This is a genomic window from Siminovitchia fordii DSM 16014 = CIP 108821 (assembly GCF_000374565.1).
Classification (GTDB): Bacteria; Bacillota; Bacilli; order Bacillales; family Bacillaceae_C; genus Siminovitchia; species Siminovitchia fordii.
On sequence record NZ_KB894685.1, the window covers coordinates 173072 to 197533 of the forward strand.

General features: G+C 41.3%; 20 protein-coding genes. 2 read left to right on the forward strand and 18 right to left on the reverse strand.

Annotated features, from left to right (window positions below):
• Positions 1 to 701: 701 nt before the first annotated feature.
• The 4 genes from C509_RS0100885 to C509_RS0100900 form a co-directional block, all read right to left on the reverse strand.
• A complete protein-coding gene (locus C509_RS0100885) occupies positions 702 to 1829 on the reverse strand; it encodes a Ger(x)C family spore germination protein (RefSeq protein WP_018705004.1) in 1128 nt (375 codons plus the stop codon).
• Positions 1830 to 1831: 2 nt separating this feature from the next.
• On the reverse strand, positions 1832 to 2920 hold the full coding sequence (locus C509_RS23150; protein ID WP_018705005.1) for a GerAB/ArcD/ProY family transporter: 1089 nt from the start codon (positions 2918 to 2920) through the stop codon (positions 1832 to 1834).
• On the reverse strand, positions 2910 to 4433 hold the full coding sequence (locus C509_RS0100895) for a spore germination protein (protein ID WP_051088655.1): 1524 nt from the start codon (positions 4431 to 4433) through the stop codon (positions 2910 to 2912). Before C509_RS0100895 ends, C509_RS23150 begins: the two co-directional genes overlap by 11 nt.
• Before the next feature lie 353 nt (positions 4434 to 4786).
• Positions 4787 to 5530, reverse strand: coding sequence for an SDR family NAD(P)-dependent oxidoreductase (locus tag C509_RS0100900; protein ID WP_018705007.1), 744 nt, complete (start codon positions 5528 to 5530; stop codon positions 4787 to 4789).
• Positions 5531 to 5932: 402 nt separating this feature from the next.
• On the opposite strand from C509_RS0100900, the gene fosM reads away from it, so the two are divergent.
• Positions 5933 to 6370 (forward strand): FosM family fosfomycin resistance protein, encoded by a 438-nt coding sequence (gene fosM / locus C509_RS0100905; RefSeq protein ID WP_018705008.1) that lies wholly within the window; start codon positions 5933 to 5935, stop codon positions 6368 to 6370.
• An 870-nt stretch (positions 6371 to 7240) separates the two neighbouring features.
• Here fosM and glnA read toward each other — a convergent pair.
• From glnA to miaA, 14 genes are all read right to left on the reverse strand, one after another.
• Complete coding sequence (glnA, locus tag C509_RS0100915) at positions 7241 to 8575, reverse strand: type I glutamate--ammonia ligase (RefSeq protein ID WP_018705010.1); 1335 nt, start codon at positions 8573 to 8575, stop codon at positions 7241 to 7243.
• Between the two features lie 158 nt (positions 8576 to 8733).
• A complete protein-coding gene (locus C509_RS0100920; protein WP_018705011.1) occupies positions 8734 to 10005 on the reverse strand; it encodes a methionine gamma-lyase family protein in 1272 nt (423 codons plus the stop codon).
• A gap of 18 nt (positions 10006 to 10023) precedes the next feature.
• On the reverse strand, positions 10024 to 11277 hold the full coding sequence (hflX, locus tag C509_RS0100925) for a GTPase HflX (RefSeq protein WP_026319614.1): 1254 nt from the start codon (positions 11275 to 11277) through the stop codon (positions 10024 to 10026).
• Positions 11278 to 11783: 506 nt separating this feature from the next.
• On the reverse strand, positions 11784 to 12728 hold the full coding sequence (spoVK, locus tag C509_RS0100930) for a stage V sporulation protein K (protein ID WP_018705013.1): 945 nt from the start codon (positions 12726 to 12728) through the stop codon (positions 11784 to 11786).
• Between the two features lie 133 nt (positions 12729 to 12861).
• Positions 12862 to 14646 carry a sigma 54-interacting transcriptional regulator gene (locus C509_RS23155; RefSeq protein WP_018705014.1) on the reverse strand — a complete coding sequence of 595 codons (1785 nt, stop codon included), beginning with the start codon at positions 14644 to 14646 and terminating at the stop codon, positions 12862 to 12864.
• A 14-nt stretch (positions 14647 to 14660) separates the two neighbouring features.
• Complete coding sequence (locus C509_RS0100940) at positions 14661 to 16610, reverse strand: oxidoreductase (RefSeq protein ID WP_018705015.1); 1950 nt, start codon at positions 16608 to 16610, stop codon at positions 14661 to 14663.
• Between the two features lie 6 nt (positions 16611 to 16616).
• Positions 16617 to 17354 (reverse strand): (Fe-S)-binding protein, encoded by a 738-nt coding sequence (locus tag C509_RS0100945; RefSeq protein ID WP_018705016.1) that lies wholly within the window; start codon positions 17352 to 17354, stop codon positions 16617 to 16619.
• A 4-nt stretch (positions 17355 to 17358) separates the two neighbouring features.
• Complete coding sequence (locus tag C509_RS0100950) at positions 17359 to 18603, reverse strand: 4Fe-4S dicluster domain-containing protein (protein ID WP_018705017.1); 1245 nt, start codon at positions 18601 to 18603, stop codon at positions 17359 to 17361.
• A gap of 6 nt (positions 18604 to 18609) precedes the next feature.
• Positions 18610 to 19419 (reverse strand): adenine nucleotide alpha hydrolase family protein, encoded by an 810-nt coding sequence (locus tag C509_RS0100955; protein WP_018705018.1) that lies wholly within the window; start codon positions 19417 to 19419, stop codon positions 18610 to 18612.
• Complete coding sequence (locus C509_RS24980) at positions 19385 to 20389, reverse strand: electron transfer flavoprotein subunit alpha/FixB family protein (RefSeq protein WP_018705019.1); 1005 nt, start codon at positions 20387 to 20389, stop codon at positions 19385 to 19387. Before C509_RS24980 ends, C509_RS0100955 begins: the two co-directional genes overlap by 35 nt.
• Before the next feature lie 13 nt (positions 20390 to 20402).
• Positions 20403 to 22010 carry a sodium:solute symporter family protein gene (locus tag C509_RS23165; RefSeq protein WP_018705020.1) on the reverse strand — a complete coding sequence of 536 codons (1608 nt, stop codon included), beginning with the start codon at positions 22008 to 22010 and terminating at the stop codon, positions 20403 to 20405.
• A 1-nt stretch (position 22011) separates the two neighbouring features.
• Entirely contained in the window at positions 22012 to 22161 is a 150-nt protein-coding gene (locus tag C509_RS25935; RefSeq protein ID WP_018705021.1) for a hypothetical protein, read from the reverse strand.
• A 271-nt stretch (positions 22162 to 22432) separates the two neighbouring features.
• A complete protein-coding gene (hfq, locus tag C509_RS0100975; RefSeq protein ID WP_018705022.1) occupies positions 22433 to 22663 on the reverse strand; it encodes an RNA chaperone Hfq in 231 nt (76 codons plus the stop codon).
• Positions 22664 to 22692: 29 nt separating this feature from the next.
• The gene (gene miaA, locus C509_RS0100980) at positions 22693 to 23664 is read right to left on the reverse strand and encodes a tRNA (adenosine(37)-N6)-dimethylallyltransferase MiaA (protein WP_018705023.1); all 972 of its coding nucleotides are present in this window, start codon (positions 23662 to 23664) and stop codon (positions 22693 to 22695) included.
• A 162-nt stretch (positions 23665 to 23826) separates the two neighbouring features.
• On the opposite strand from miaA, the gene C509_RS0100985 reads away from it, so the two are divergent.
• A complete protein-coding gene (locus C509_RS0100985) occupies positions 23827 to 24420 on the forward strand; it encodes a TetR/AcrR family transcriptional regulator (RefSeq protein WP_018705024.1) in 594 nt (197 codons plus the stop codon).
• Positions 24421 to 24462 lie beyond the last annotated feature (42 nt).

The window sequence follows — 24462 nt, forward strand, 5'->3', positions numbered from 1 at the left end:
CAAAATAGAATCCCGGCAATAAGACAGAAGGCTCTTGAGTTTACGAATATACTTTTTCACCCTTCTGTCCCTGTCCGAAAATGGATCTGGGCAGATAATATATGATAAAACAACTTTTCAAGGTGCAGTTCAACATTGATACCGCCCATCAAGATTATAACAAAACGGAATTTCAATGATGATTAAATGTTAATTGACTCAATTCAAATTATTCTTCCGTAATAATTTTTCTCTGTCGTTTATCATTCAGAAGTCAAATGTTCTTAAAGGGATTGCATATGGAAGCCTCTGTTCCTTGCCTCCAATGTAAGGGGAACATCATGCTTGAGACTTTGAACCATCAGGCATCTTTATAACATTCTTTAAATACATTTCTATAAAAAAGACCATACATCACTTTTTTCGGGCAATAATCACCAACTGTATACTCCGAAAAACCTTCTGTGTATTATCCGAAAACTCTATCCACGCCGAAATCAATTAGTCGAAAATGACCTACTTTTTTTAATCGGATACGCTTAGGACAAGTGAATTTTTGAAACTCCATTCATATAGGTTTCCCTTATCAATTATCGCTGCTTACCACGCAGTAAGGAACCTGAACTTCCCTTAACGCATACCCTCTCCCAACAAAAATATGATTATCAATCTCGTTACAAGGATAAAGTCATCATTCGTTAAAAATGGAGACTTTACGATATTTAATTGATGATCCCATGATGTATGATTTCCACATCAAATTTGGTATGAATCGGTAATTCGGGGTAAACCTTCTTCCAATCCCTTTTTTTCCATGAAGAATTATGATGGGCTTTCACTCTTTCGCCAATCCCCAATGCATCGTTATTCGCATTCTGCATTTTCTGGATCGTCTCCTTTGCCAACCCATTTAGGACCTTTTCCACTTTTTTGGATAATGCTTTCACTTCTTTTTCATTGCTCAGTTTATTTGCTGCATACTCATCGATGCCCAGTTTTAGTTTTACATCTATCACAGTTTTAATTTTATGATGATCAGCTTCTATTTTAATCTTTCTATGAATTTTACGAACAACCACATTGACAAATTTCTTATCGTGGTTTTCTTTATGATCCTTCACTTTCAAATTTAACGACAGGGCCTTTGCTCTTTCATTCAACAAGATCAACAGCATGCCTGTCTCTTGCAGTCCAAGCCGTCCAGTAAATTTATCATCATTGAATAAGGCCAAGCCCTCCACTTTTACTGCTTCTTCCTTCTCGTTACTCACCCCGATGTATGGTAAGACAATATCCTTTCCTTCTGACAAAATAACCGGGCAAATATCCTGGACATTTTCATTTTTTGTAATACCACCTTTCCCGGCGCTTTGAAGAAGTTCCGAGAAAAACTCACTGATTAGAATGGAGCCGTCCTCCTTGACGGTCAATGCATCCCTTGCTCTACCACCAATTATTGCCAAATGGGCATTTAAGGGCCCTCTCAAGTCCCGATATGTTGAATCCAAAACCGGAAAAATACCTTGGGATGCCAATTCCTCCCCGAATAAAATGACCTTCGTTTTGGACATATCAAATTTTTCAGGAATGATTTTATCCATATGAACTTCGGCATCCCGTACAGTTTCACCATGTGAAGATATTACCTTGCTTTCACTTGATAGCCCCATTTGCTCTGTTCCGGGTTTAGTAATAGGGAACGCTACTGTGTTTAATACCCTTTCACCTTCTTCCCGGTCATATCCCAACGCCAAAACGAGGCTGTGATCTTTCAATAATCGCTGATCCCAACATCCGGAAAGGACTATACTCATGCTGGCTATCCAAATCAGAAATGCACGATGATTCATCCTCACTCCACCTGCTCCTTCTTTCTGAATAGGATGGACGCCAGTAATAGAAGGACCGGCAATCCAAAAGCAAAAGGATATATTAAATAACTGCTGAATTTGGATAAAAATTTCACTTCATATTTTCCTTGGAAGTTGATGGCCACGATAAAACAAAGACATCCAGCAATTAATGCAAAATATTTTATTTCCTTAGTATTCATGACATGAGAAAATCCTAATGTTATTCCATATAACAAATTCATGTAGGTCGTAGCCACTAAGATGATCCATATAGATGTAAAGAGAAGGTCTGGCCTTTCAATCATTTTAAAAGAAAATGATTTAATTAAATACAAAACGGGCTCCGGCACCAGTTTTAACTCATTCGGACTAAAGAAAAGCAAACTCGTAAAAACTAGGAAGGAATAGAAAATAGTAACAAACACATTTGCAATAGTAGCCGCTTTTACCACTCCCTTTTTACTGGCCTGTACAAAAGGATAAACAAGGAGCAACAGGTCGAATCCCTGATAAGAATAAATACTTGGTTTAATTCCCTGAAGTATGGGGGAGATTCCCCTTTCTCCCACTGGTAAAATATAGGTGATGTTCAGGTCTTTTAATGAATACGCGGAAAGAGCGACAAAAACAAATATGATAACCGATGAAAGTACAAAGAAACGTGCCATGATTTGCAGGTCGTCCTTTACGGTATAAAACACTATAAACGTCATTAGGCACAAGAGCAGCCACGTAGGGGTCTGGGGAAGCATCCACACCTTGATAATATAGCCAAATTTCGCCAGTACCAGACTCCCGATTGAAATTAGATAGATGCAATATAAAATGGTGAGCAGTTTGCCCATCATTTTTCCGAATAATGATTGCATGATTCCATATAGATGGGTAGACGGAAAGCGCGCCATCAATGCCCCGTTCAATAATATCATGGCTTGTATGATAATCCCGGTCAGCAAAACCGATATCCAACTGTCCCCTCCTGCTTGCAAAAAAACATCATAAGGAAGAGAAATGACGCCTACTCCAACCTGGCTGTGAATAAGCAAAAATATCAATTGAAATTGAGTAATCGCTTTTTTACTGGTCATTCCTTTTCCATTCCCTCGAAACCTTCTGTTTGATCGATTTCTGAGCCTGTGCACCTTTAGGGCGGGTATTCAGCATCCAGATCGGGAACCGGATAAATGTATCTTTCAAGCCCTTCCAGTGCAAAGGAGCGACAGGTGTTAAATACGGCGTACCAAAAGATTTAAGTTTGCACATATGGATAATAATGATCATTAATGAAAAAATGATACCCACGAACCCCAAGGTTGCTGCTCCGAACATGATGGGAAGCGATAAGATCCGGATAGTGTTCCCCATTTCATATGAAGGAATTGAAAATGACATGATAGCCGTGAGGGCGATGACGATGATCATCACATTTGATACCATGCCCGCATTAACGACAGCATCTCCGATAATCAGGCCGCCGACAATACCGATTGTTTGGCCGATCGGTGTTGGAAGCCTAATACCGGCTTCCCGGATCAATTCAATCGTGATTGCCATGATAATTGCCTCGAGCAATGGCGGAAATGGGATATTTTCGATAGAACTTTTTACGATCATGATGACGTCCTGCGGAATAATTTCAAAATGATAACCGACAACAGCAATGTAAATCGGAGGAAGGGTTAGCGCTCCCCAAAAGCTGAATAGCCGCAAAAGGCGAAAAATTGACCCTGCGTAAAAACGGATATTAAAGTCATCAGGAGTCTGGAAAAAGGCAAAAAAGGAGACTGGCACAATGGATGCATCTGAAGTCCCTTCGCTCAATATGGCTACCCTTCCTTCCATTAAATGAGCTTCAAGCCGATCAGGCCTTTCTGTAAACAAAATTTGTGGGAACGGAGAAAAGGGACTGTCTTCAAGACACTCCTCGAGGTATCCTGGGCTAAAAACCATATCGGAAGAAATCGATTCAATCCTTTTTTTCACTTCTTCAACCAAAGACGGATTTGCAAGTTGGTTCATGTAGACAACCGCTATATTCGTATTTGATTCCCATCCCTTTTCGTAATATTTAATCGTCAACTGGCGATTCTTCACTCTCTCCCGAAGAAGATTTAAATTGACATTCAATTTCTCTACAAATCCTTCATGCGATCCGCGGACCACTTTTTCATTTTCAGGCTCATCAGGCGTACGAGCATTCACCTGAATCGTATTGAACAAAAAAACATCGGTGGCGCCCTCAAAAAAAAGCGCACAGCTCCCTGATAATAATGCAGATACCGCTTCGTTTAGCCTAGTTGATATTTTGGACTCTACGCTGGTAATCAAGTCCTTGATATCCTTTCCTTCTTCCGCTTCTGCCAATGGAATCAGAAAACTTTTCTGGATTTCCTTCGCGTCAGCCATTGTCTCCAAATATATAAGCTTTCCGTTACGGCCATTAAAAGTCACATTGCGCGTTTTCAAATCGTCCGTGTTCCCAAAAGCTTCGCAAATGTAATTGATATTTTCTTCAAGGAAAGGAAAAAGCGTTTGAATTTCCTTTTCATCATTTTCTGAAGTTTTTAATGGCTTGCCCTTCCTTTTCTTAAACAAAGACATGAAACGGCTCAACTCGTCTCCATATAATTTTACTTCAAGTATTTACAGTTTTTGCCTGTCCTATTCAAGATGGATGAATGAAGCCTTTATATTCTCTTCATGCCAAACGAGTATATTTTTGATAAATAAATATTTTTGTGGAGAAAACGAATGATTTGGACATGTTCCCTGCCGGATAGCCGCTTCCCTTTAATGTTTATCGGGCATTAACCATTTTATCTCTAAGATTGCCCCTTCGTTTCACTTGATTTTTTACTCAGCAAAAAACACCCCCGAATTCATACTTGAAGTGCAGCATTTCGAAGGTGTTTTATCGTGTCTCTCACAACGAGATTTTTATAGTTGTAAAATGATTAAACAGCTGTATAACCGCCATCAATTGGTAAAGTTACGCCTGATATAAATGATGAATCATCACTTGCTAAGAATAGGACAGTTTTTGCTACCTCTACCGGTTTACCTAAACGCCCCATTGGGTGGAGCCCCACCAAGCTGTCAATTACATCTTGTGATAATGTGTTCATAAGTGGTGTTTCAATATAGCCTGGAGCTATCGCATTAGCACGAATTCCTTCTTTGCTATATCTAGCGGCTACTTGTTGAGTTAGCATTTTAATGCCGCCTTTTGAAGCTGAATAAGGAACAAGACCATCACGTGCAACTAAACTATGAATAGAACCAGTATTTATTATAACTCCACCTGTACCTTGTTTTTGGAATTGTTCAATTGCATATTTATCTGAAAGAAAGACACTTGTTAAGTTCACATCTAGTACTTTGTGCCAAGTTTTTAGATCAAGATTGTGTACATCAGCTTCGATGTTTATACCAGCATTTGCAAACATAACGTCTAACTTTCCATATTTTTCAACAGTTTTTGAAACTAGATTTTTAATTTCATCTTCTTTTGAAACATCTGTTTTTACGAAAATTGTATCGTAACCTTTTGAATTCAACTCTTCAGAAAAAGCTTGTCCATTATCTGAAATATCAGCGATAGATACTTTAGCACCTTCTTTTACAAATTCAAGTACAGTAGCTTCTCCAAGTCCGCTTGCTCCTCCTGTTACAATTACAACTTTATCTCGAAATCTCATGGTAAGTTCCTCCTTAGTAAGTTGTATATACCTCGAATTAAAGATTTCTTAATTCGTTTTAATTGTAAACCTCATCAATATAACAGTCAATTGATAGGACTTTGTTTTATAACTTCATATAAATAACCCTGATATTTAAACAACTTTATCGTTACTCTATAGGGGGAATATTAGAAGAATGACAAACAGCAGTTCGCCGATATGATGTATACAAATAAAAACGAAGCTCGATCTAAAGTGTACCCTATAGAGTAGACACTATAAAAAAGTCTATCCTATAGGGGTACTTTTTAATCAGCACCGGTCTGGTTTTTATTAGAGGATAACTGGTCTTGTTGTAGAAGTATATTTACATGAACTATGAGTGATGAAAATAAATGATTCTAAGGCAGGGTGATAAAAGTGTCGATAAAAGGCATTAATCATATTTTATTTTCAGTTTCCAACCTAGAAAATTCTATTGATTTCTACCAAAAAGTCTTTGATGCTAAGTTGTTAGTCAAGGGCAGAAACACTGCGTACTTAGATTTAAATGGTCTATGGCTTGCTCTTAATGTAGAGAGAGACATTCCTCGTAATGAAATAAACCACTCCTATACTCACATCGCCTTTTCAATTGATGAAGCAGAATTTGATAAAATGTATGACAGATTAAAGGATTTGAATGTAAACATATTGGCAGGCCGTCCAAGAGATGAAAGAGATAAGAAATCTATTTATTTTACTGACCCTGATGGTCATAAATTCGAGTTTCATACAGGGACTTTACAAGATAGATTAGATTACTACAAACAAGAAAAAACACATATGGAGTTTTTCGTTTATAGACTTCCAGACTAATTATCCGAATACTAATAGCATAAGGAAACCGGTCAGCACTAGCAACCCTTGCTATTTGTTTATTTTTGTTCCTCTAATAGGTAAAGTGGTGACATAATTGAGTGAAGCTTTGTTCGATAAGAAAACTAAATTTTATTATTGGGGATCTATTATTCTATTAATTCTAGGGATCGTTTCTTGGTCAGTTTCGTCCCCGTTGTTATATTTATTTACTTTTCTAAGGGCTACATTCCAATGTAATGTATCAACTTTTTCCTAACATATCTTTGGTCGCCCCACAAACCTTGATTTATTTTTACAAGGAATCTACGACTTTTTAGATTCTCCAATAACCCGATGTACCAAAGTAAAGTTGTTAAGCCCATCCCTGTTGGAGAAAGAGTTAGAATGCTAAGAAAATGGGACGTGACAGTAAACGATGTGGATTTTGAAGATGAAAGGGATGCAGTTGATATTGTATTGAAATGGAGAAAAATATGTAAGAGAGGGACTTTATTAACGTAAACTAAAGGTTGCAAAGAAATCTGCAAAACCATTTAAAAATTAAGCCAGGCATACTACCTCCAATGCCTGTTACAATCATACCGCCGCATCTCTCTTCGTTGCCAAACTCATGCGGTGTTACTTCGGAAAGCAAAGGCAGATAGGATATTCATAAAAGAAAAATGAGGTCATGGCAGCATGCAGATCACGCCTTATACTTATTCTTATGTTTCTAAAAATGGACAAAAAAATACTGCCCGGTTTGATGAATAAATGGACAGTACTTTAAAGAAAATTTTAATTTTTAGGGGTGTTTTAGGGGGGGAAGGCTCTTTTTAACTCACATCCCCACCATTCACCCCAAACATAAACGTTGTTATATCAAGCTTAGTACAACGTCATATACTGTTCCCTTTCCCAAGGGTGGACTTGTGTTCGGAACATCTCCCATTCGATCTCTTTCGTCTCGATAAAGTTTTCAAAGATATGGTTTCCCAACGCTTCTTTGATCACTTCGTCAGCTTTCAATTCTACGAGCGCTTCTTCAAGGTTATGCGGCAAATCCACTACCCCTTCTGCCTCACGCTCATGTTTGTTCATAATATAAATATTGCGGTCAACCGCATGCGGCGGTGCTAGTTGTTCTTTGATCCCGTTCAGGCCAGCCTGTAATAGCACGGCCATCGCCAAATAAGGATTTGCAGTAGGATCAACGCTTCGAAGCTCAATGCGAGTACTCTGGCCTCTTGAAGAAGGCACCCTGACAAGCGGGCTTCGGTTTTGTGCAGACCAAGCGATATAGCATGGGGCTTCATAGCCTGGCACAAGACGCTTATAGGAGTTGATTGTCGGATTTGTAATTGCTGTAAATCCAGGAGCGTGCTTGATTACACCGGCCATAAACTGATAGGCTGTCTCGCTTAATTCCAACTCGCCATTTGTATCATAAAAAGCGTTCTTGCCATTTTGGAATAATGACATATTAAAATGCATACCGGAACCGGCCACACCAAACAATGGTTTTGGCATAAATGTAGCATGAAGGCCATGTTTCCGTGCAATTGTTTTGACAACAAGCTTAAATGTCTGAATATTGTCACACGCTGTTACAGCGTCCGCATATTTAAAATCGATTTCATGCTGGCCAGGCGCTTCCTCATGGTGGGATGCTTCGATTTCAAATCCCATTTCTTCCAACTCGAGTACGATATCACGACGGCAATTTTCACCAAGATCCGTCGGGGCCAAATCAAAATATCCTCCGTTGTCATTCAGCTCAAGAGTCGGGGCGCCTTTTTCATCCAACTTGAATAAAAAGAACTCAGGTTCAGGTCCCAGATTGAATTCCGTGAATCCGTATTGTTTCATTTCTTTTAATACTCTCTTCAGATTGCTCCTTGGGTCACCCAAGAACGGCTCTCCGGATTTATGGTAAACATCACAAATCATTCTAGCAACTTTGCCCTTTCCGGCAGTCCATGGGAAAATGACCCATGTATCAAGGTCCGGGACCAAATACATATCTGATTCTTCAATCCTCACAAATCCCTCGATTGAAGATCCGTCAAACATCATCTTATTATCAAGCGCCTTTTCCAATTGACTGATCGGGATCTCCACATTCTTGACGGTACCCACAATATCAGTGAACTGAAGTCTTACAAACTTTACATTTTGCTCTTCTGCAAGCTGTGTAATACTTTCTTTTGTAAATATTCCCATCGAACAAAATTCCTCCCGTGTGAAGCAGAATGACTCTGCAGCCATGACATGATCTGCGGAGAAAAATATTACTTTAGTAATATAATTCCCACGTTTTCATCTGTCAAGATTTTTTTAAAAAAGACAGCAGTAAAATGCTGTCATTCTTATTTATACACTTAATTGACCTTTATCAAACCTTTTTCAATTAAACGATCCACTGCAGAGGCGATGGCAATTTTTACATGGGCGTATGTGAGTCCTCCCTGTACATAAGCAGAATATGGCGGCCTGATAGGTCCATCTGCCGATAATTCAATGCTTGATCCTTGTATAAACGCTCCGGCGGCCATGATGACTTCGTCGTTATAGCCAGGCATTTCGCTTGGAAAAGGCGTAACGTATGAGTCAACAGGGGAAGCGGCCTGAATTGCCTGGCAGAACTCTATCATCATATCAGCATTCGTAAATTGGACCGCTTGAATCAAATCCGTCCGGAAATCATCCCATTTTGGTGTTGTTTGAAGCCCGATTAATTCCAATAGAGCTGATGTAAACACAGCTCCCTTTAATGCCTGGCCTGTCACATGCGGAGCCAAAAAGAACCCCTGGTACATTTCCAGAAGCGTATATAAGGAAGCTCCAGACTCTGCTCCCAATCCGGGAGATGTCATCCTGTATGAGCAGGCTTCTACAAGTTTTTCTTTTCCAACAATATATCCACCGCTTTTCACCAAGCCTCCACCTGGGTTTTTTATGAGAGAGCCTGCCATTAAGTCAGCTCCAACATTGCACGGTTCAAGCGTCTCAACGAATTCTCCGTAGCAGTTGTCAACAAACACGATCACATGTGGATCGATTTCCTTTACGAAGCGTATCATTTCCTCGATTTCCTTGATAGTAAAAGACGGGCGGTCATCGTAGCCTTTTGAACGCTGAATGCCAATGACTTTCGTACTCGGCTTCATCGCTTGCGATACGGCCTCAAAGTCCACCTTTCCGTTCTCCCTAAGCGGTACAGCGTTATAACTAATTCCAAACTCTCTTAGCGACCCGCTCCCACTTCCGCGGATTCCAACCACTTCTTCCAATGTATCGTATGGCTTTCCCGTTATATATAACAACTCATCGCCAGGCCGTAATACGCCAAACAAGGAAATGGAAATTGCATGTGTACCTGAAACAATCTGCTGCCTGACAAGAGCAGCTTCTCCGCCAAATACATCAGCGTATATTTTTTCCAATGTTTCCCGACCCAAGTCATTGTATCCATAACCTGTTGATGGAGTAAAATGGATTTCTCCTACTTGATGCTGCTGAAAACTCTGTAATACTTTGCATTGGTTCTCTTCAATGACACGATCGATCTTCCGATGGATATGGCTTATTTTTTCTTCAGCCTTCTCAATTAAAGGCCCTAATATCTTTTCATGTTGTAAATACTTATGCATCTTGTTTTCGATACCCCTTCAAATTTCATATAAGTTTAAAGATCCGGTGATTGGGTGGCTTGGAAGGACATAGCCTTTACATCTATAGGCCTGTTTATCTTCAAGAAAAACGAGCTCTCGTAAAATGGTTTCATTTTTTAAGACCGAAAGCATGCGTCCTTCATCAGAAGGTACGATAACATGATAATACCGCATGGATGCAACTGCCATGTCTTCAATTTTTTGCTTTAATTGGTTCCTGTCCATTTCGCTGAAAGCAGTGATCAACATTGTCTCTCCAGGACTCGGTACAAAATCCTTACGCACCCCATCCGCTTTATTATACACGATCAATTTCGGCAGATGTTCCATATGAAGTTCCTTTAACAATTCGTTCACTGTCCGTTCATGATTAAAATAATCGGGATTTGAACTGTCAACAACATGAAGCAGGAGATCCGCTTCATTCACCTCCTCTAAAGTTGAACGAAAAGCGGCAATCAGCGTTGTTGGCAAATCTTGTATGAAACCAACAGTATCTGTTATCAGTGCAGAATACCCGCTTGGAAGCACGATTTTTCTTGTCATCGGATCAAGTGTCGCAAACAGTTTATTTTCCTCAAATGATTCTGCCATTGATAGACGGTTAAATAATGTGGATTTTCCGGCATTCGTGTATCCTACGATTGCAATTTGGAACGTATTGTTCTTTTTTCTCCTTTTGCGATACCTTTCACGATGTTTGACGATTTTCTGCAGCTGGTTTTGGATTTCATCTATCCGCCTTCTGATATGTCGACGGTCCGTTTCAAGCTGAGTTTCCCCCGGCCCTCTTGTACCGATTCCGCCTCCAAGCCGGGAGAGCGCAGTCCCCTGTCCTGCTAATCTTGGCAATAAATATTGAAGCTGGGCCAGCTCGACCTGGAGAATCCCTTCCTTGGATTTTGCACGCTGAGCAAAAATATCAAGAATTAATTGAGTGCGGTCAAGGACCCTGCTTGACAACACGTTCTGCAAATTTCGCAATTGCGTCGGGGTTAGTTCATCATTAAAAATAATCAAATCGGGTTCCAGTTCTTCTTCAATTTGGTAAAGCTCATCCAGCTTGCCCTTCCCGATATAAGTGGCAGGGTGAAGGCGTTCCCGCTTTTGTTCCAACTTTGCAATGACTTCTCCATTAGCGGTAGCTGTCAAAGAAGCAAGCTCATCCATGGAATAATGGAATCTCTGTCTATTTTCATCCAGCTGGCATCCGACGAGAATTACTTTTTCTTTTTCTGCTGATTGCACAATATCCCCTGCTTTCTTTTCGGTTTATATGATAATATTTCTTAAGTTGTCGATTATATTTTTATCGTATCATTCTAAGTCCAGACCCGATGGATAGGATGTCCTAATGCAGTCGAAGCGACAGGACTTCGCTGACTGAGACAGCCGACGGACAGAATATCGCTGCTTGGACTGCCTACGGGACAGGACTGCCTAATTTAGCCGGCGCAACAGTTGCTCTTAGGCGGAAGCGGTTATCGACTATCAGGCTTCGCTTCTAATACACTTTAGGTATAGTCTTTTCTGGATTTTATATTACCTTATCGTAACGCATGAACTTTTCAAGAAGATAACTCACGATATGTTGAAGCAAGCTTCTATGCGCCTTTTCGCCGTATTTCCTTTATCTCGGGAAGGTACTACAGCCTGCACATTGATAAACAACCGCATGTGCTCTGGCACGATGCTTCCCCCATCATAGCAAATGTTGTGGGATAAAAAAAAGAAAAGCCGCCTTAAGGCGGATAACACTAAGTATTTTCGGTAAGTTTAAAATCATTGCTGTGAAGCATCATTAAATCATTCCGGTTGAGATGTGGCTCTGCCAAAAGTCTCATCGCCTGCGATCTCACAGCTTTCTCGATTATGTTCCGGACGTATCTTCCATTTGAAAATGAAGGCATACTCCTTGCCTTCACATATATCAGATGATCCTTTAATTTTGAACCCGCTTCCCGGCTCAATTCGTATTGTTTTTCTTTTAACATTCGGCCGGCTATTTCCATTAGTTCGTTTACCGAGTAATCGGGAAACTCGAACACAAGCGGAAAACGCGACTGAAGTCCTGGATTCAAACTCAGAAAATAGTCCATTTCTTTTGAGTAACCCGCCAATATCAGGATGAATGTATGCTGCTTATCCTCCATATGTTTGACGAGTGTATCAATCGCCTCTTTTCCAAAATCTTTTTCACCGCCACGCCCAAGAGAATACGCCTCATCTATGAATAAAATTCCTCCCGCTGCCTTTTTAACCAGATCACGGGTTTTTTGAGCTGTGTGACCGATATATTCCCCGACTAGATCAGCTCTTTCTGCTTCAATTAAATGCCCCTTGGGCAAGACTCCCATCTTTTGAAAAAGCTTTCCAATCAGGCGGGCAACAGTGGTTTTTCCTGTTCCCGGATTCCCCTTGAACATCATATGAAGGGCTTGTGGGCTCGTCTTCAGACCTGCGGCCTCCCGCTTCTTATTAATATATATCCAGGCATACACTTCTTTTAAAGTCTTTTTCACTTCCTGCATGCCTACAAGTGCACTCATTTCCTCTTCAATTTCTCTTAATATGGCGTGCTGGCTTGGCAAAGAATTCGAAGTAGCCGGCCTTCCCTCAATCTTTTTAGCTTTATCGCGTTTCTGCACATTGAGCATTATACTGATCTGTCCGTTATTTTTCATCTTGATTGGTTCATCCACAGCTCCTCACCTCTCATTCAGACACAGTATACGCCCAATTATGTATTTATGTTCCTAGAACTAAGCTCCGGCTTATTTCATTATATTCGTCAGCACTATATATGATTACTTATGTGCTTTCCCAAAGCCTTTTTCAATGGTTGATAAGCGGCCTTTCTCCTTTGGTGCTTAGCCCGTATTTCTTCAATTTTCTGATCACGGTTGTCTGATTCACCTTCAGAGCTGCAGCTATTTTCCTAGAGGTCTTGTATTTCTCAATCGCCGTTTTCAATAGCTGCTTTTCAACGCTTTCTACTGCATCATTTAAGGGAACGATCCCTTTCATGACCACAAGAGGTTTTCCATTGCCACTCTTGACCTCATCAGGCAAACAATCCATATAAACCATATCCGTACCAGAAGTCACAACAAGCTGCTCGATCATGTTCTCAAGCTCACGTACATTTCCCGGCCAACTGTATGTCCGAAGCTCGGCAAGCGATTCATCGGAGATGATAACCTTGCGGTTATATTTTTTATTGAATTTTTTTAAGAACATTTGGATGAGAAAAGGAATATCTTCACTGCGCTTTCTAAGCGGCAATATGTTGAGAGGAACAACATGAAGCCGATAATAAAGATCCTCACGAAACAACCCTTTTTCCATCAGCGCCTTTAATTCTTTATTCGTGGCCGATATGATCCGGATATCGACTTTTCTTAATTTGTTACCCCCCACTCTCCGGAATGTCTTTTCCTGTACAAGGTGTAACAGTTTCACCTGTACCTCAAGAGGAAGCTCTCCTACTTCATCAAGAAAAAGCGTACCACCATCTGCCATCTCTACAAGACCAGCTTTCCCTTTTGACTGTGCCCCGGTAAAGGCACCTGCTTCATAACCAAACAGTTCCGCCTCAATGAGTGACAAAGGAATTGCCCCACAGTTAACTGGAACGAAAGCTTTGGTTTTCCTTAAGCTCTCATCATGAATCATTTTGGCAAGTATCCCTTTTCCGACTCCTGATTCTCCCTGAATAAGAATTGTTGATTCTGTCACAGCGACTTTCATGGCCATATCGATCAAGCCAAGCATGTCATCATTGTTAGTAAACAACGGGCCTTTTCCCTTGTTGTTGTTCTTCCCTATTGCTCTTTCATTTATGATAGATTTTGCTACTTCCAGTTCATTCTGAAGCTTTACCAGCTCTGTCACATCTCTAGAATTTGTGATCACACGATAAATATTACCGTCATGATCGAATAGGGGGATTCCGGTAGCAACTACCTGGACACCATTCGGGTATATCTGATTGGCGGATACCATTCTTTTTTCTTTTAAAACATTAATTGTGACACTGTTGTTCACTAATCCCTTTTTTTCCAGATCGTAGATGCTTTTTCCTAAAAATCTTTCCTTTGGAATGCCGGTCATCCTTTGACAAGCATCTGACACAAGCAAAACTTTACCATCACCATCCGTGACAAAAATCTCATCATAGGATGTATTCAGTATCTGCTCCAGCTCGATCACTTTTTTTTGTAAAATATTTATCTCCTCTTTTAATAACCCATTCATCCTTTCAGTGCTGACTAGCTGGTTTTGAAGCCAAATATTTCTGAGTTGTTCCTTATTATAGATTGAGATCCCGCCAGCAGTAGTCTCCGAGACAAGAAAAAACTCGGCAGAAAAAAAAGCTGAATTTTGAATTTCAGCTAATTCTTTCACCACTTTAAAGTTTTTATTACTGCTCAGACTGACAGGTGCTTCATCTCCATACAGAGCCAGCGCCCGCCAATAACCCGATTCGGTAATGATCCCCTCAATGGCTTCGTTTCCATCTCCTGTTAAAACAGCTGGAAAACCGGCTGTTTCAGCCAGTTTTCTCAGCTCTTTAAGCTGCATATCATTATGAATGAACGAAACTGATTGCCCTGTCATAAAATCCTCTCTCCTTACAGACTTGCTGCATATTCAAAACCTTCCAATATAGCCTCTTCCACTGTGCGGGGAACCATACAGTCTCCGATTCTTTTAATATTGGAAAATTTCTGTCTCAATTCATTGTATAAACCCATTTCCTGAATGTGTCCATACGCCAGTACAAGAGTATCGGCTTCCTTCTCCATCTGTTGTCCTGTATAAATGTTTTCAAAAATAGTTTTTCCAGGTAAAGCTTTTAACAGCTTAAACTGTGGGGTCACAGTTACCCCCTTGATTGCCAAGCGACCAAGAAGCATATCTCTGATATACTGCTGCAGTGAATATCCGGCGTGGACTGAATTCGTGACCAGCTCGACTTCATGGCCTTTCTCAGCAAGATAAAGAGCAGCGCCTATTCCGGGCATATCTCCTTTCCAATCGGCAATCACTACTTTTTTCCCTACTTTTCCTGTCCCTTCAAGAACCTCCCAGGTATTCAATACATATGATTCCCGAATTCCCGCTGCGTTGGGATAATACGGCTTTCCGCCAACCGCCAATATGATCTCATCCGGCTGTTCCTCTTGAAGCAACTGGCTTGTTACTTCTTTATTCAATATCACATCCACTCTGAAATAGTCAAGTTCCCTTTTAAGATTTGGGACCAATTCGCCGAATTCCTCTCTTGTGGGGATTTTTCGTGCAAGCTTTACCTGCCCTCCCAATTCACGGCTCTTTTCATATAAAGTAACATAATGGCCTCTTTCAGCAGCAATGACCGCTGCCTTCATTCCAGCCGGTCCTCCGCCGACAACAACTACTTTTTTACGTTTCTTCGCTTTAGGCATGACTGAGTATTGAAGCTCACGGCCTGTTACCGGATTTTGAAGACAGCTGATCGGGATATTGTCATGCATGTGCCCGATACACGCCTGATTACAGCCTATACAAACGCGTATACGATCTAATTCTTCTCTCAGAGCTTTATTTGGCATGTGCGGGTCACAAATCATCGCCCTTGTCATTGCCACCATATCTGCCTGGCCGTTGGCTAATATTTTTTCTCCTATTATAGGATCATTAATCCGCGATCCGACCATGACCGGAATGGTAACAGCCTCCCGAATTTTAGCAGCATGCGGTGCAAAGTGCGCCGGCGGTATGGTTGCAGGAGGAACAATAAACACTGAACTTGCGAGAGTGGCCGAACTCCCTCCAATCAAGTTGAAATAATCAAGACCTCCAATATCCCGCTCGACATATTTCAATATGTCTAAAACTTCTTGAAACGTTGAGCCTTCCTTTTCAAAGTCGTCAACACTCAACCTTAGTCCGAGCGTAAAGTCGGAGCCTGTCTTGCTGCGGACCGCCTCAATAATCTCTGCTAGAAAGCGCATCCGGTTCTCGAGCGACCCACCATATTCATCCTCCCGTAAGTTCAACCGTGGGGACCAGAACTGGCTTGGCAGGTAGCCATGAGAAGCCACGATTTCCGATCCATCCAGCCCGCCTTTTTTTACCCTGAGTGCCGTTTCGGCATAGCCATTGACAATCTCTTTTATTTCCCATTTCTCCAAAGCCTTTGGCATGACACCGAAGCGATCAGTCGGAACCATTGAAGGGGCTACGGCCACTGACGTTCCTGACGGGAAAATTTCTCTGCCGGGATGAAAAAGCTGGACAAACATTTTGCAGCCAAATTCATGCACGGCTTCTCCCATTTTTTCATAATGGGGAATAATGTGATCCGTGTACGCACTTAGCGTATTTGAGGTAAATGCTGCGGACGGGTGCACCGCATTTGCTTCAACGATGACAAGTCCAGCCCCGCCTTTGGCACGTTCCCGGTGATATGCAATCAACTGGTCGGTAGGAAGCCCGTTCTGAACATATGTTGTCATATGCCCGGTACTGAATATACGGTTTTTGACAGTTGTGGCTCCTATTTTCTGAGGTGTGAACAAATATTTGAATGTTGACATTCACAACTATCTCCCTTCTGTTAGATCATTGACGATTTCTGCAATATCCCGTGTAAAGTAATTGGTTCCGTCCCTTTGATTGATTGCACCAATCGCTTCCTCCATCATGACAAGACAGAACGGGCAGCCCGTCGCAGTAGTCGATGCACCAGTCGCCACTGCTTCTTTCGCTCTTATATTGTTAATTTTTTCACCTTTATCCACATCCTGGAACATCATGCCGCCACCTGCCCCGCAGCAGAATGATTTCTCTTTTGTATGTTCCATTTCCTTGATTTCATAACCTAAGATCTCCAGAATACTTCTTGGCTCTTCGTAAATGCCATTTTGCCTTCCGAGATAGCAAGGATCATGATAAGTGATAATTTCTTTTTTTTCGCTTTTAGGGACTTTCAGCCTTCCCGTCTGAATCAATTTATAAATGAAAGTCGTATAATGCTCGACTTCAAAGCAGCCGCCCAGTTTGGGATATTCATTTTTAAACATGTTGAAACAATGTGGGCATGTCGTGACAATGGATGTGACTCCATGCCTGGTCAAGGTTTCAATATTCGTCTTCGCCAGGTTTTCATAGAGGTCTTCGTCCCCCATCCTTCTGGCTATGTCCCCCGTACATCTTTCTTCATTGCCTAAGATCGCAAAGCTCACCCCTGCTTTGTTCATGATATCTCCAAAGGCGACAGCAATTCTCTTTAACCTCATATCATAAGCTGCAGCACATCCGACCCAAAATAAAACTTCCACGATGTCATGCCTCCTTGGATGTATTTTTTAAATTTTTTAAAACCTGCACATTCATACCCTCGGCCCAGGCTTCCCGTTCAGACCATGCGGAACCCCAAATGTTCTGATCAAAATCCAAATTGACAAGTGTCTCCTCAGCATGTGGGTTCAGCAATTCTTCCGGCAGCGCACCTCTGCGCATGGCCAGTATCAAGTCGATATGATTGATTGAGACTGGACAGGCTTCCACACATGCGGCACAGTTCGTACACTGCTTCAATTCCTCCGCCGAAATAAAAGAGGAAATAGCCTTGTTTTCATACATGTTATCCCGTATTTTCATAACGATGTTTCTCGGCGCCAGATCCTTGCCGCTTAATCTGGCAGGGCAAACATTATCGCACCTGCCACATTCCGTGCAGGCATCCGTGCTCATCAACTGCATATTAGTAAAGTCGTACATATTGCTGACAGCAATGCGGTCCCTATGATCACCTTTCAAAAAAACCATTGCATCAAAGTCACCTGTACGTTTCACCGGAGAAATCAAAATATTCAACGGCGCGGTCAATATATGCAGCAGCTTCGTAAATGGAATAATGGCTATTAATATGAATGCCAACAATGCATGAGAGAGCCACCAGAACCAATAAGTGTCTATGTTAAATAGTTTGCTTTTCACAAACAAACGGCTCAGGCCATAGCCAACAGGAGACCATTGAGCGTAATCCAAATTGGATTCAGCCAAACGGATTCCTTCTGTAACATAACCGCCTATTCCAATTAAGATGAATAGGATAAGAAAGAGATAATCCATTTTTCCCTGGAGCATTCTCTTCCTGAACTTTCCTCCTCTGATAATCAAGAAAGCGATTAACCCGACAAGGAATACCAAACCGAAGATATCCAGTACAAACTCATACACCAAATAAAATGTCCCCTGTAAGATGGGAAGGTTAAAATCTTCGTCGATAAAAACAAGGACAGTACCAATGAATAATGCAGCAAAGCCATAAGCAATCATTTTATGCATTAATCCGACCGGCTTATCTTTCTGCAATTTTGTCTGTCTGATTGCCAACTTTAAAAAATGTTTAAGATTATCTTTAATATTTTTCCATTGGACTTTTTCTCTTCGCCCTTTATTCCACAGCTTGAATCTCCGGTAAAAACCATACAAAAAAACCAAGCAAGCGACTCCTGCAAGTATATAAAACCAAATTTGCATATCTGATGATATGTTCCAAAAGGTATCCCTTCTTATCTCCATTTCAATCTACTCCTTTAGCCATTTCATCAGACGCTCCGCTGTGAAATGAAGATGTTCATCTGATAATGCCTGGGTTTGCTGAGAAAGTCCTGCATCATTATTGCTGGAAAAGCCCATGACGTTCATTAACCTTTTCAGCGGGTTCTCTTCCTGAGGTACACTGCCAAAAATAATTTTCGGATCAGGTGCGCCCAACCTTCTGTTTGACCCTGCCGGTTCCAGAGTTCTTTCCTTTATGACGATATCCATCTCTTTTTTTCGCTTTCTGCGATGCTTTAGTTTGCTGATATGGGATGTAAGAGACAGAGCTGTAGGCATTTTGATTTCGAATATCTGCATCGCTCCCCTCTCCTCTTTTCGATGTACACGAAGCCTGGCCGAATCTATTGTTTCAATCTGATTGACTGAGCATAAAACTTCCATCCCCAATGAATATCCCAGCAACGGGAGCAGTGAAGTGTTGTGTTCATCCTCTGTTTCATCTCCGCAAACAATCAGGTCATATGCTTCCTGGCCGATATATGAAGTAAGATGACTCGCATCCATTTGTTCACTTCTACTTTTTTGTATTTGGATGCAACTTTCCACAGGAAACCCAGTAAGGATTTCTTTCAAACTATCATTCCGGTTTTCTTCAGTTAAAATCATTATGTCAATCGGGGCAGTATACTGTTCTGAAAAGTCGGCGGCCCATTGCAGCGCATGCAAGTCCGCCTTGTTAATGGCTAGCTTCCTGTTTCTGAAATCATTAATTTCGTAGTCCCAGTGAATGGATTTCTGCTCATACACTTGCCTTAAGATGACTAATATTCTCACTGTTATTCACTCCACTTTTGTTCTTTATGATTTCAACCAACTGAGGAACGGCTTCTTTAAAATCGCTGACAATCCCCAGGTCTGCGCGTTTAAAAATGGGAGCAGCCGGATCAATGTTAATGGCTAGAATGTGTTTGACATTTTTTATTCCATCCAGATGCTGTGAAGATCCGGAAATTCCAATTGCGATGTATATATCTGCCTGATCCAATGAAACCCCGCTCGAACCGATCCGCCTTTCTTTAGGAACAAGCTTCAGTTCATCCGCCACTTTGCTGCCTCCAACCGGTGCATTGAAGACCTTCGCCAGTTCCTTGATCATGTCCAGCCGGTTATTGCCATCCAGGCTATAGACTCCTCTGCCTATACCAATTACACATGCAGCTTCTGTTAACCCAATTTCTTCCCAGCACAATTTCTTTTTCTCGATAAACCTGATGTTGGCATTGCCTTCAGCTTTTATATGCAAGTGAAAGGCTGGGGCCCTCCTGTCAGTCTCGCTTTTTACCGGTGGAAGAAATGCCGAATCGTAAGTGATAATGCTGCAAAGCCCGGTTTCGTCATATAAACAGGCTTTACCACCATAGACTTCTTTTTTGATAGATAGATGCTGATTTTCTCGAACAGCATCCATTACATTATTTACAAGTGGTCTGTCCAGCTTAAAAGCCAATCCAGCCGCTATTTCATTTGCCATGGGAGAAGAACTGAATAAAATGGCTTCATCCGTACGTTTCTCTTGAAAACTCCGAAAGGCTTCGATATGGATTGAAGAAATAGGCCATAGCTTTTCAGGAAGTTCTATCAAATGGACATCTTCACAATCCAAACGGATAGTTTGTTCATCGATACCGCAGTGAATGATGAAAGCTGTCACACTGTCTCCCAACTTTTTTGCCTGCTCTACAAGAGCGTATCCTTCCGGCTTGATCTGCTTTCCATCCAAAAGGGGAATATAGCATAACGTCATGTCCAGTTCCTCCTTACTGCGCCACCTTTGATATTGGCAGGTAATAAAAGATGAATGTCAAGATGATTAGAATCACACCACTTGCCATCAAATAATACGGGTACCTTGCTGTAAGCCTTGTCTCTTTGACATCCATTTCTTCAACTGGCAATCTGAGAAGCTCGGCTCTGAAAACGCGCTCCTGTTCAGTGACCACAGTAAATTGTGAGACGACTATGATGGTGATGGTATTCAATGAAAAGCCTATTATCGCAGGATGCAGAAAAATCGGAAGGGTGATCCCCAACAACTTCAGCCCCTCTCCTCCCACAACACCGAGGAAACCAAGAATGATGCTCCAAAACGCCGCTGTTTTGGTAACCTTTTTGGAATAAATGCTGAAAAAGGCGGCAGGTCCCCACGAAGCTGCAAATAAAGTGGCTGCAAAGTAACCGATCCACATGACAGATGGCGGCTGCCATAATGTGATTAATAAGATGACGACACTGACCCCGAACATAGATAGCCTGCTGAGCTTCAATGCCTTCTTATTAGAGAGTTTCCCTTCCTGCGCATTTGGAAGAAGGTCGCGTGCGACACTATTTCCGATCAATTGAAGGAAAGTGGAGCAGGATGATATGGCCGCAGCCAGTATCCCGCTTACCGCAATGACGCCCACTCCCGTTGGCAGCAAATTTTGAGCAGCCCATATGAACACTTTTTCTGATGGTTCAATATTCGGATTGACGACGGAGACAAGTGAAGTTCCAATTTGTAAAAACAGATAGAGCGTAATAAGCGAAATCATGGCAATCACTCCTGAACGAATGGCGACATGCTCATTTTTAGCCATCAGATAACGGCTTGTCTGCCATGGGGAAACAGCAATGACAAACCCCCATACAAGTCCCATGATGATCGCCCAAGCAAGTGCTTCTCCCGGTGTCCCCATATAAGCCCCCTCACCTGTTATTCCGTGCCAGCTCAGTAAATCAGGACGCTCCATAAGTGATGCACCTTTGGTAATGGCCCCCGGCCACCCCCCGACTGCTTTGATAATAAGCGGGATGGAAATGAACGTAGCAATTGAAAAAAGTAAAAACATAAATGTATCCGTTACGAGAACTCCTTTTGCTCCCGACAACGTCGTAAAAGAGGTATAGACGACCCACATCAATATAAGTGCAATAGCGTATCTGACACCAAGAATCTCGGATAAAAGTACGGCCCCACCTTGTGTAACAGCAACCAAATAAGCAGATACACCGATTATAGTAGTTGCAGCCGTCAATGTTCTCACTTTGGAAGAAGCATATCTTTTTCCAAAATACTCTGGAAGTGTAAGTGCCTTGCTTCGACGTAAGTATTTTCCAAAAAACAGAACCCCAAAAACGTAACCGCTTGCATTGAATATCGTTAAAATCAATAATAGGATCGGATAGCCGTCATATGAAAAGCCAACTTCTCCCATAAAAGCAACCGTGCTTAAAAAGGAAGCTACTAGTGAGCCGGTGATCAAAAGTGTGCTTGCATTTCGGCCGTTTACATAGTACTCCTCAATGCTCGATACCTTTCTTGAAAGGCCGATGCCGATACCAATAAAAATAATAAAAGAGATTAATATCCCTATCGAAAAAGCCACTTTAAATCACACTCCCCTGCTTTTTGGTGCTGACAGCCATCTCCTCTTCCCTTCTTTGTAAGGATGTTTGTCTGGATGTTACCACTTTAACGAGAACGCCTGCGACAACCAATGCACCTCCATAGCAAAATGTAAAAATAAGTTCCCCCATCGCTACCCCTCCATTTTAATTTGTCGTTTATCTGTTATAGCAATAACCGTGCCAACCCAAAATGGTACCGCTTTCAATGTTTTGAAGCAAAATTAACTTCAACCGAACACAAACTGCATCAACCAGAAGTATTAACCGAACACAAACTGCATCGGTCGAGTCCATTTGTGTTCAATTTTGTCTTTTTCAGATGAAGTATTCCAAAGAGTTAATAAAAAAGCGTACCGGCTTAGAATATGCCGGTACGCTTCCATTTATGGGCCAGGTATCCCTATTGTTCCTCGTAGTTTATCTGAACGTTCCTTTGCGGAGAAAATGTAGAAATCGCATGTTTGAATACTAACTGCTGCTTGCCTTCCGTTTCAAATAATACAGTAAAATTGTCGAATCCTTTCACCTGCCCGCGAAGTTGAAAACCGTTCAAGAGGAAAACAGTGACTGGGATTCCTTCTTTGCGCAATTGATTTAAAAATTGATCTTGAATATTGACGGGTTGTTTCAATCTGATGGCCTCCTCTTTTTCTCTATTAGTTATGTATTCGATTTTATTTCTAGCTTTCCTGCTATAAAATCAATAATTTGCTCTATTTTGTTCAAGTGTTCCCCCTCATCTGTCATATCAAACCATGTAACATCCATTTTATTGCGGAACCAAGTGAATTGTCGTTTGGCATAGCGACGAGTATTTTTCTTTAATAGCTCCACCGCAGCATCAAGCGTTAGGTTGCCTGCAAAATATTCATACAATTCCTTATATCCGATTGCCTGGACAGATTGGACCTCACGTATGCCATTGTCATAAAAATACCTTGCCTCATCCAGCAGCCCTTCTTCCATCATCAAATCTACCCGTTTATTGATCCGTTTATACAATTTTTCCCGATTCATGTTTAAACCAATCAAAGCTGTATCATATAAAAGGTCCTTGTTCTCTGTTTTTGACTGTTCACTTTTTTTAATACCGGTCAAATGATGGATTTCTAAAGCCCGGATAACTCTTTTTACGTTATTAGGATGGATATCCATAGCACTGTCAGGATCTACTGCTTGTAATTCTTTGTATAGTTCAGCACTTTCCCCTGCAGCGGCTCTCTGCTCCAATTCGTACTTAAAGGAAGGATCACCTTCCATTTCCGTAAAACGATAATCATAAAGAACCGACTGAACATAAAGCCCGGTTCCTCCAACAATGAATGGAATGGAACCGCGGGCGGTGATCTCATCGATCTTCTTCCTGACAACCGCTTGAAACTCGGCGACCGAAAAGGATTCGCGAGGATCCCGGATATCCAACAGATGATGTGGAATTCCTTGCATTTCTTCAGGTCTAATTTTAGCCGTTCCGATATCCATGCCTTTATATACCTGCATGGAATCTCCACTGATGATTTCGGCGTTAAATGCTTTTGCTATCTCAATGCTCGTTTTTGTTTTGCCGACTGCGGTAGGCCCTACTAGAACAATAAGTTTTTTTTTATCATTCAATTGTTTCACTGCTTTCATTTGAATGCTTATTCCCATCTTAACAGAAATGAGCTTTTTATCAAAATATCTAAATCTCGAGGCGAATAATTTTTTTTGTTTTGGGATTTATCAGTTTACTTATGATATAAAATATGTATAATAAAATTTGAACGATCGTTCAAATTTAAGAAGGTGTAATTCTTGTCAAAAAGACGTTATGACAGTGAAAAGGCAAAAAAAGAAATAATGGATCAAGCAACCAAATTATTCTCCGAAAAAGGGTACAACCAAACTTCCGTACAAGACATAGCGAAAGCTTCAGGTTTTAGTAAAGGACATATTTATTATCATTTTGAAAATAAAGAGAAGCTTTTCGTTCTTTTAGCTCAAAAAACAATGAAAAATTGGCACGAAAAATGGCTGAAACTAGAACCCGGCTATACGTCAGCTGAAGAAAAACTATACGGAATGGCCAGTCACGTTCTATATAATTACCAGACCCCATTATTAAAATCAGGTCAGGAGTTGGCCTCCAACCCTAAATCAAGTCAAGAGTCTGTTCGGCAATTATACGAATTGGCCATTATTCCAATGAGTGCCTATCGTTCCATATTGAAAGAAGGGATCGAAAATGAGGAATTCAAAAATGGGAATTTAGAGGAGTGGACGACTCTGCTCGGCTCCTGGCTTGGTGGATTGTGCCAGCTCACATACACGCAGGAGTTAAGAAAACTTGAACACCTGTTTGCACAGGCGGTTTCGATATTCTTGAAGTCGATTAAAACAGAGGATTGACCGCGTTTTCAGACTGGTATCTATCATGCGTCTTCTAATTTC

Coding starts and splice junctions, on each gene's coding strand:
- miaA (WP_018705023.1), bottom strand. CDS start 23,664: ATGAAAGCAGTGAAACAATTGAATGATAAAAAAAAACTTATTGTTCTA.
- C509_RS0100920 (WP_018705011.1), bottom strand. CDS start 10,005: ATGCATAAGTATTTACAACATGAAAAGATATTAGGGCCTTTAATTGAG.
- C509_RS0100885 (WP_018705004.1), bottom strand. CDS start 1,829: ATGAATCATCGTGCATTTCTGATTTGGATAGCCAGCATGAGTATAGTC.
- C509_RS23150 (WP_018705005.1), bottom strand. CDS start 2,920: ATGACCAGTAAAAAAGCGATTACTCAATTTCAATTGATATTTTTGCTT.
- C509_RS0100940 (WP_018705015.1), bottom strand. CDS start 16,610: ATGTCAACATTCAAATATTTGTTCACACCTCAGAAAATAGGAGCCACA.
- C509_RS25935 (WP_018705021.1), bottom strand. CDS start 22,161: ATGGGGGAACTTATTTTTACATTTTGCTATGGAGGTGCATTGGTTGTC.
- C509_RS0100950 (WP_018705017.1), bottom strand. CDS start 18,603: ATGGAGATAAGAAGGGATACCTTTTGGAACATATCATCAGATATGCAA.
- C509_RS23155 (WP_018705014.1), bottom strand. CDS start 14,646: ATGACAGGGCAATCAGTTTCGTTCATTCATAATGATATGCAGCTTAAA.
- glnA (WP_018705010.1), bottom strand. CDS start 8,575: ATGGGAATATTTACAAAAGAAAGTATTACACAGCTTGCAGAAGAGCAA.
- C509_RS0100895 (WP_051088655.1), bottom strand. CDS start 4,433: ATGTCTTTGTTTAAGAAAAGGAAGGGCAAGCCATTAAAAACTTCAGAA.
- C509_RS24980 (WP_018705019.1), bottom strand. CDS start 20,389: ATGACGTTATGCTATATTCCCCTTTTGGATGGAAAGCAGATCAAGCCG.
- C509_RS0100900 (WP_018705007.1), bottom strand. CDS start 5,530: ATGAGATTTCGAGATAAAGTTGTAATTGTAACAGGAGGAGCAAGCGGA.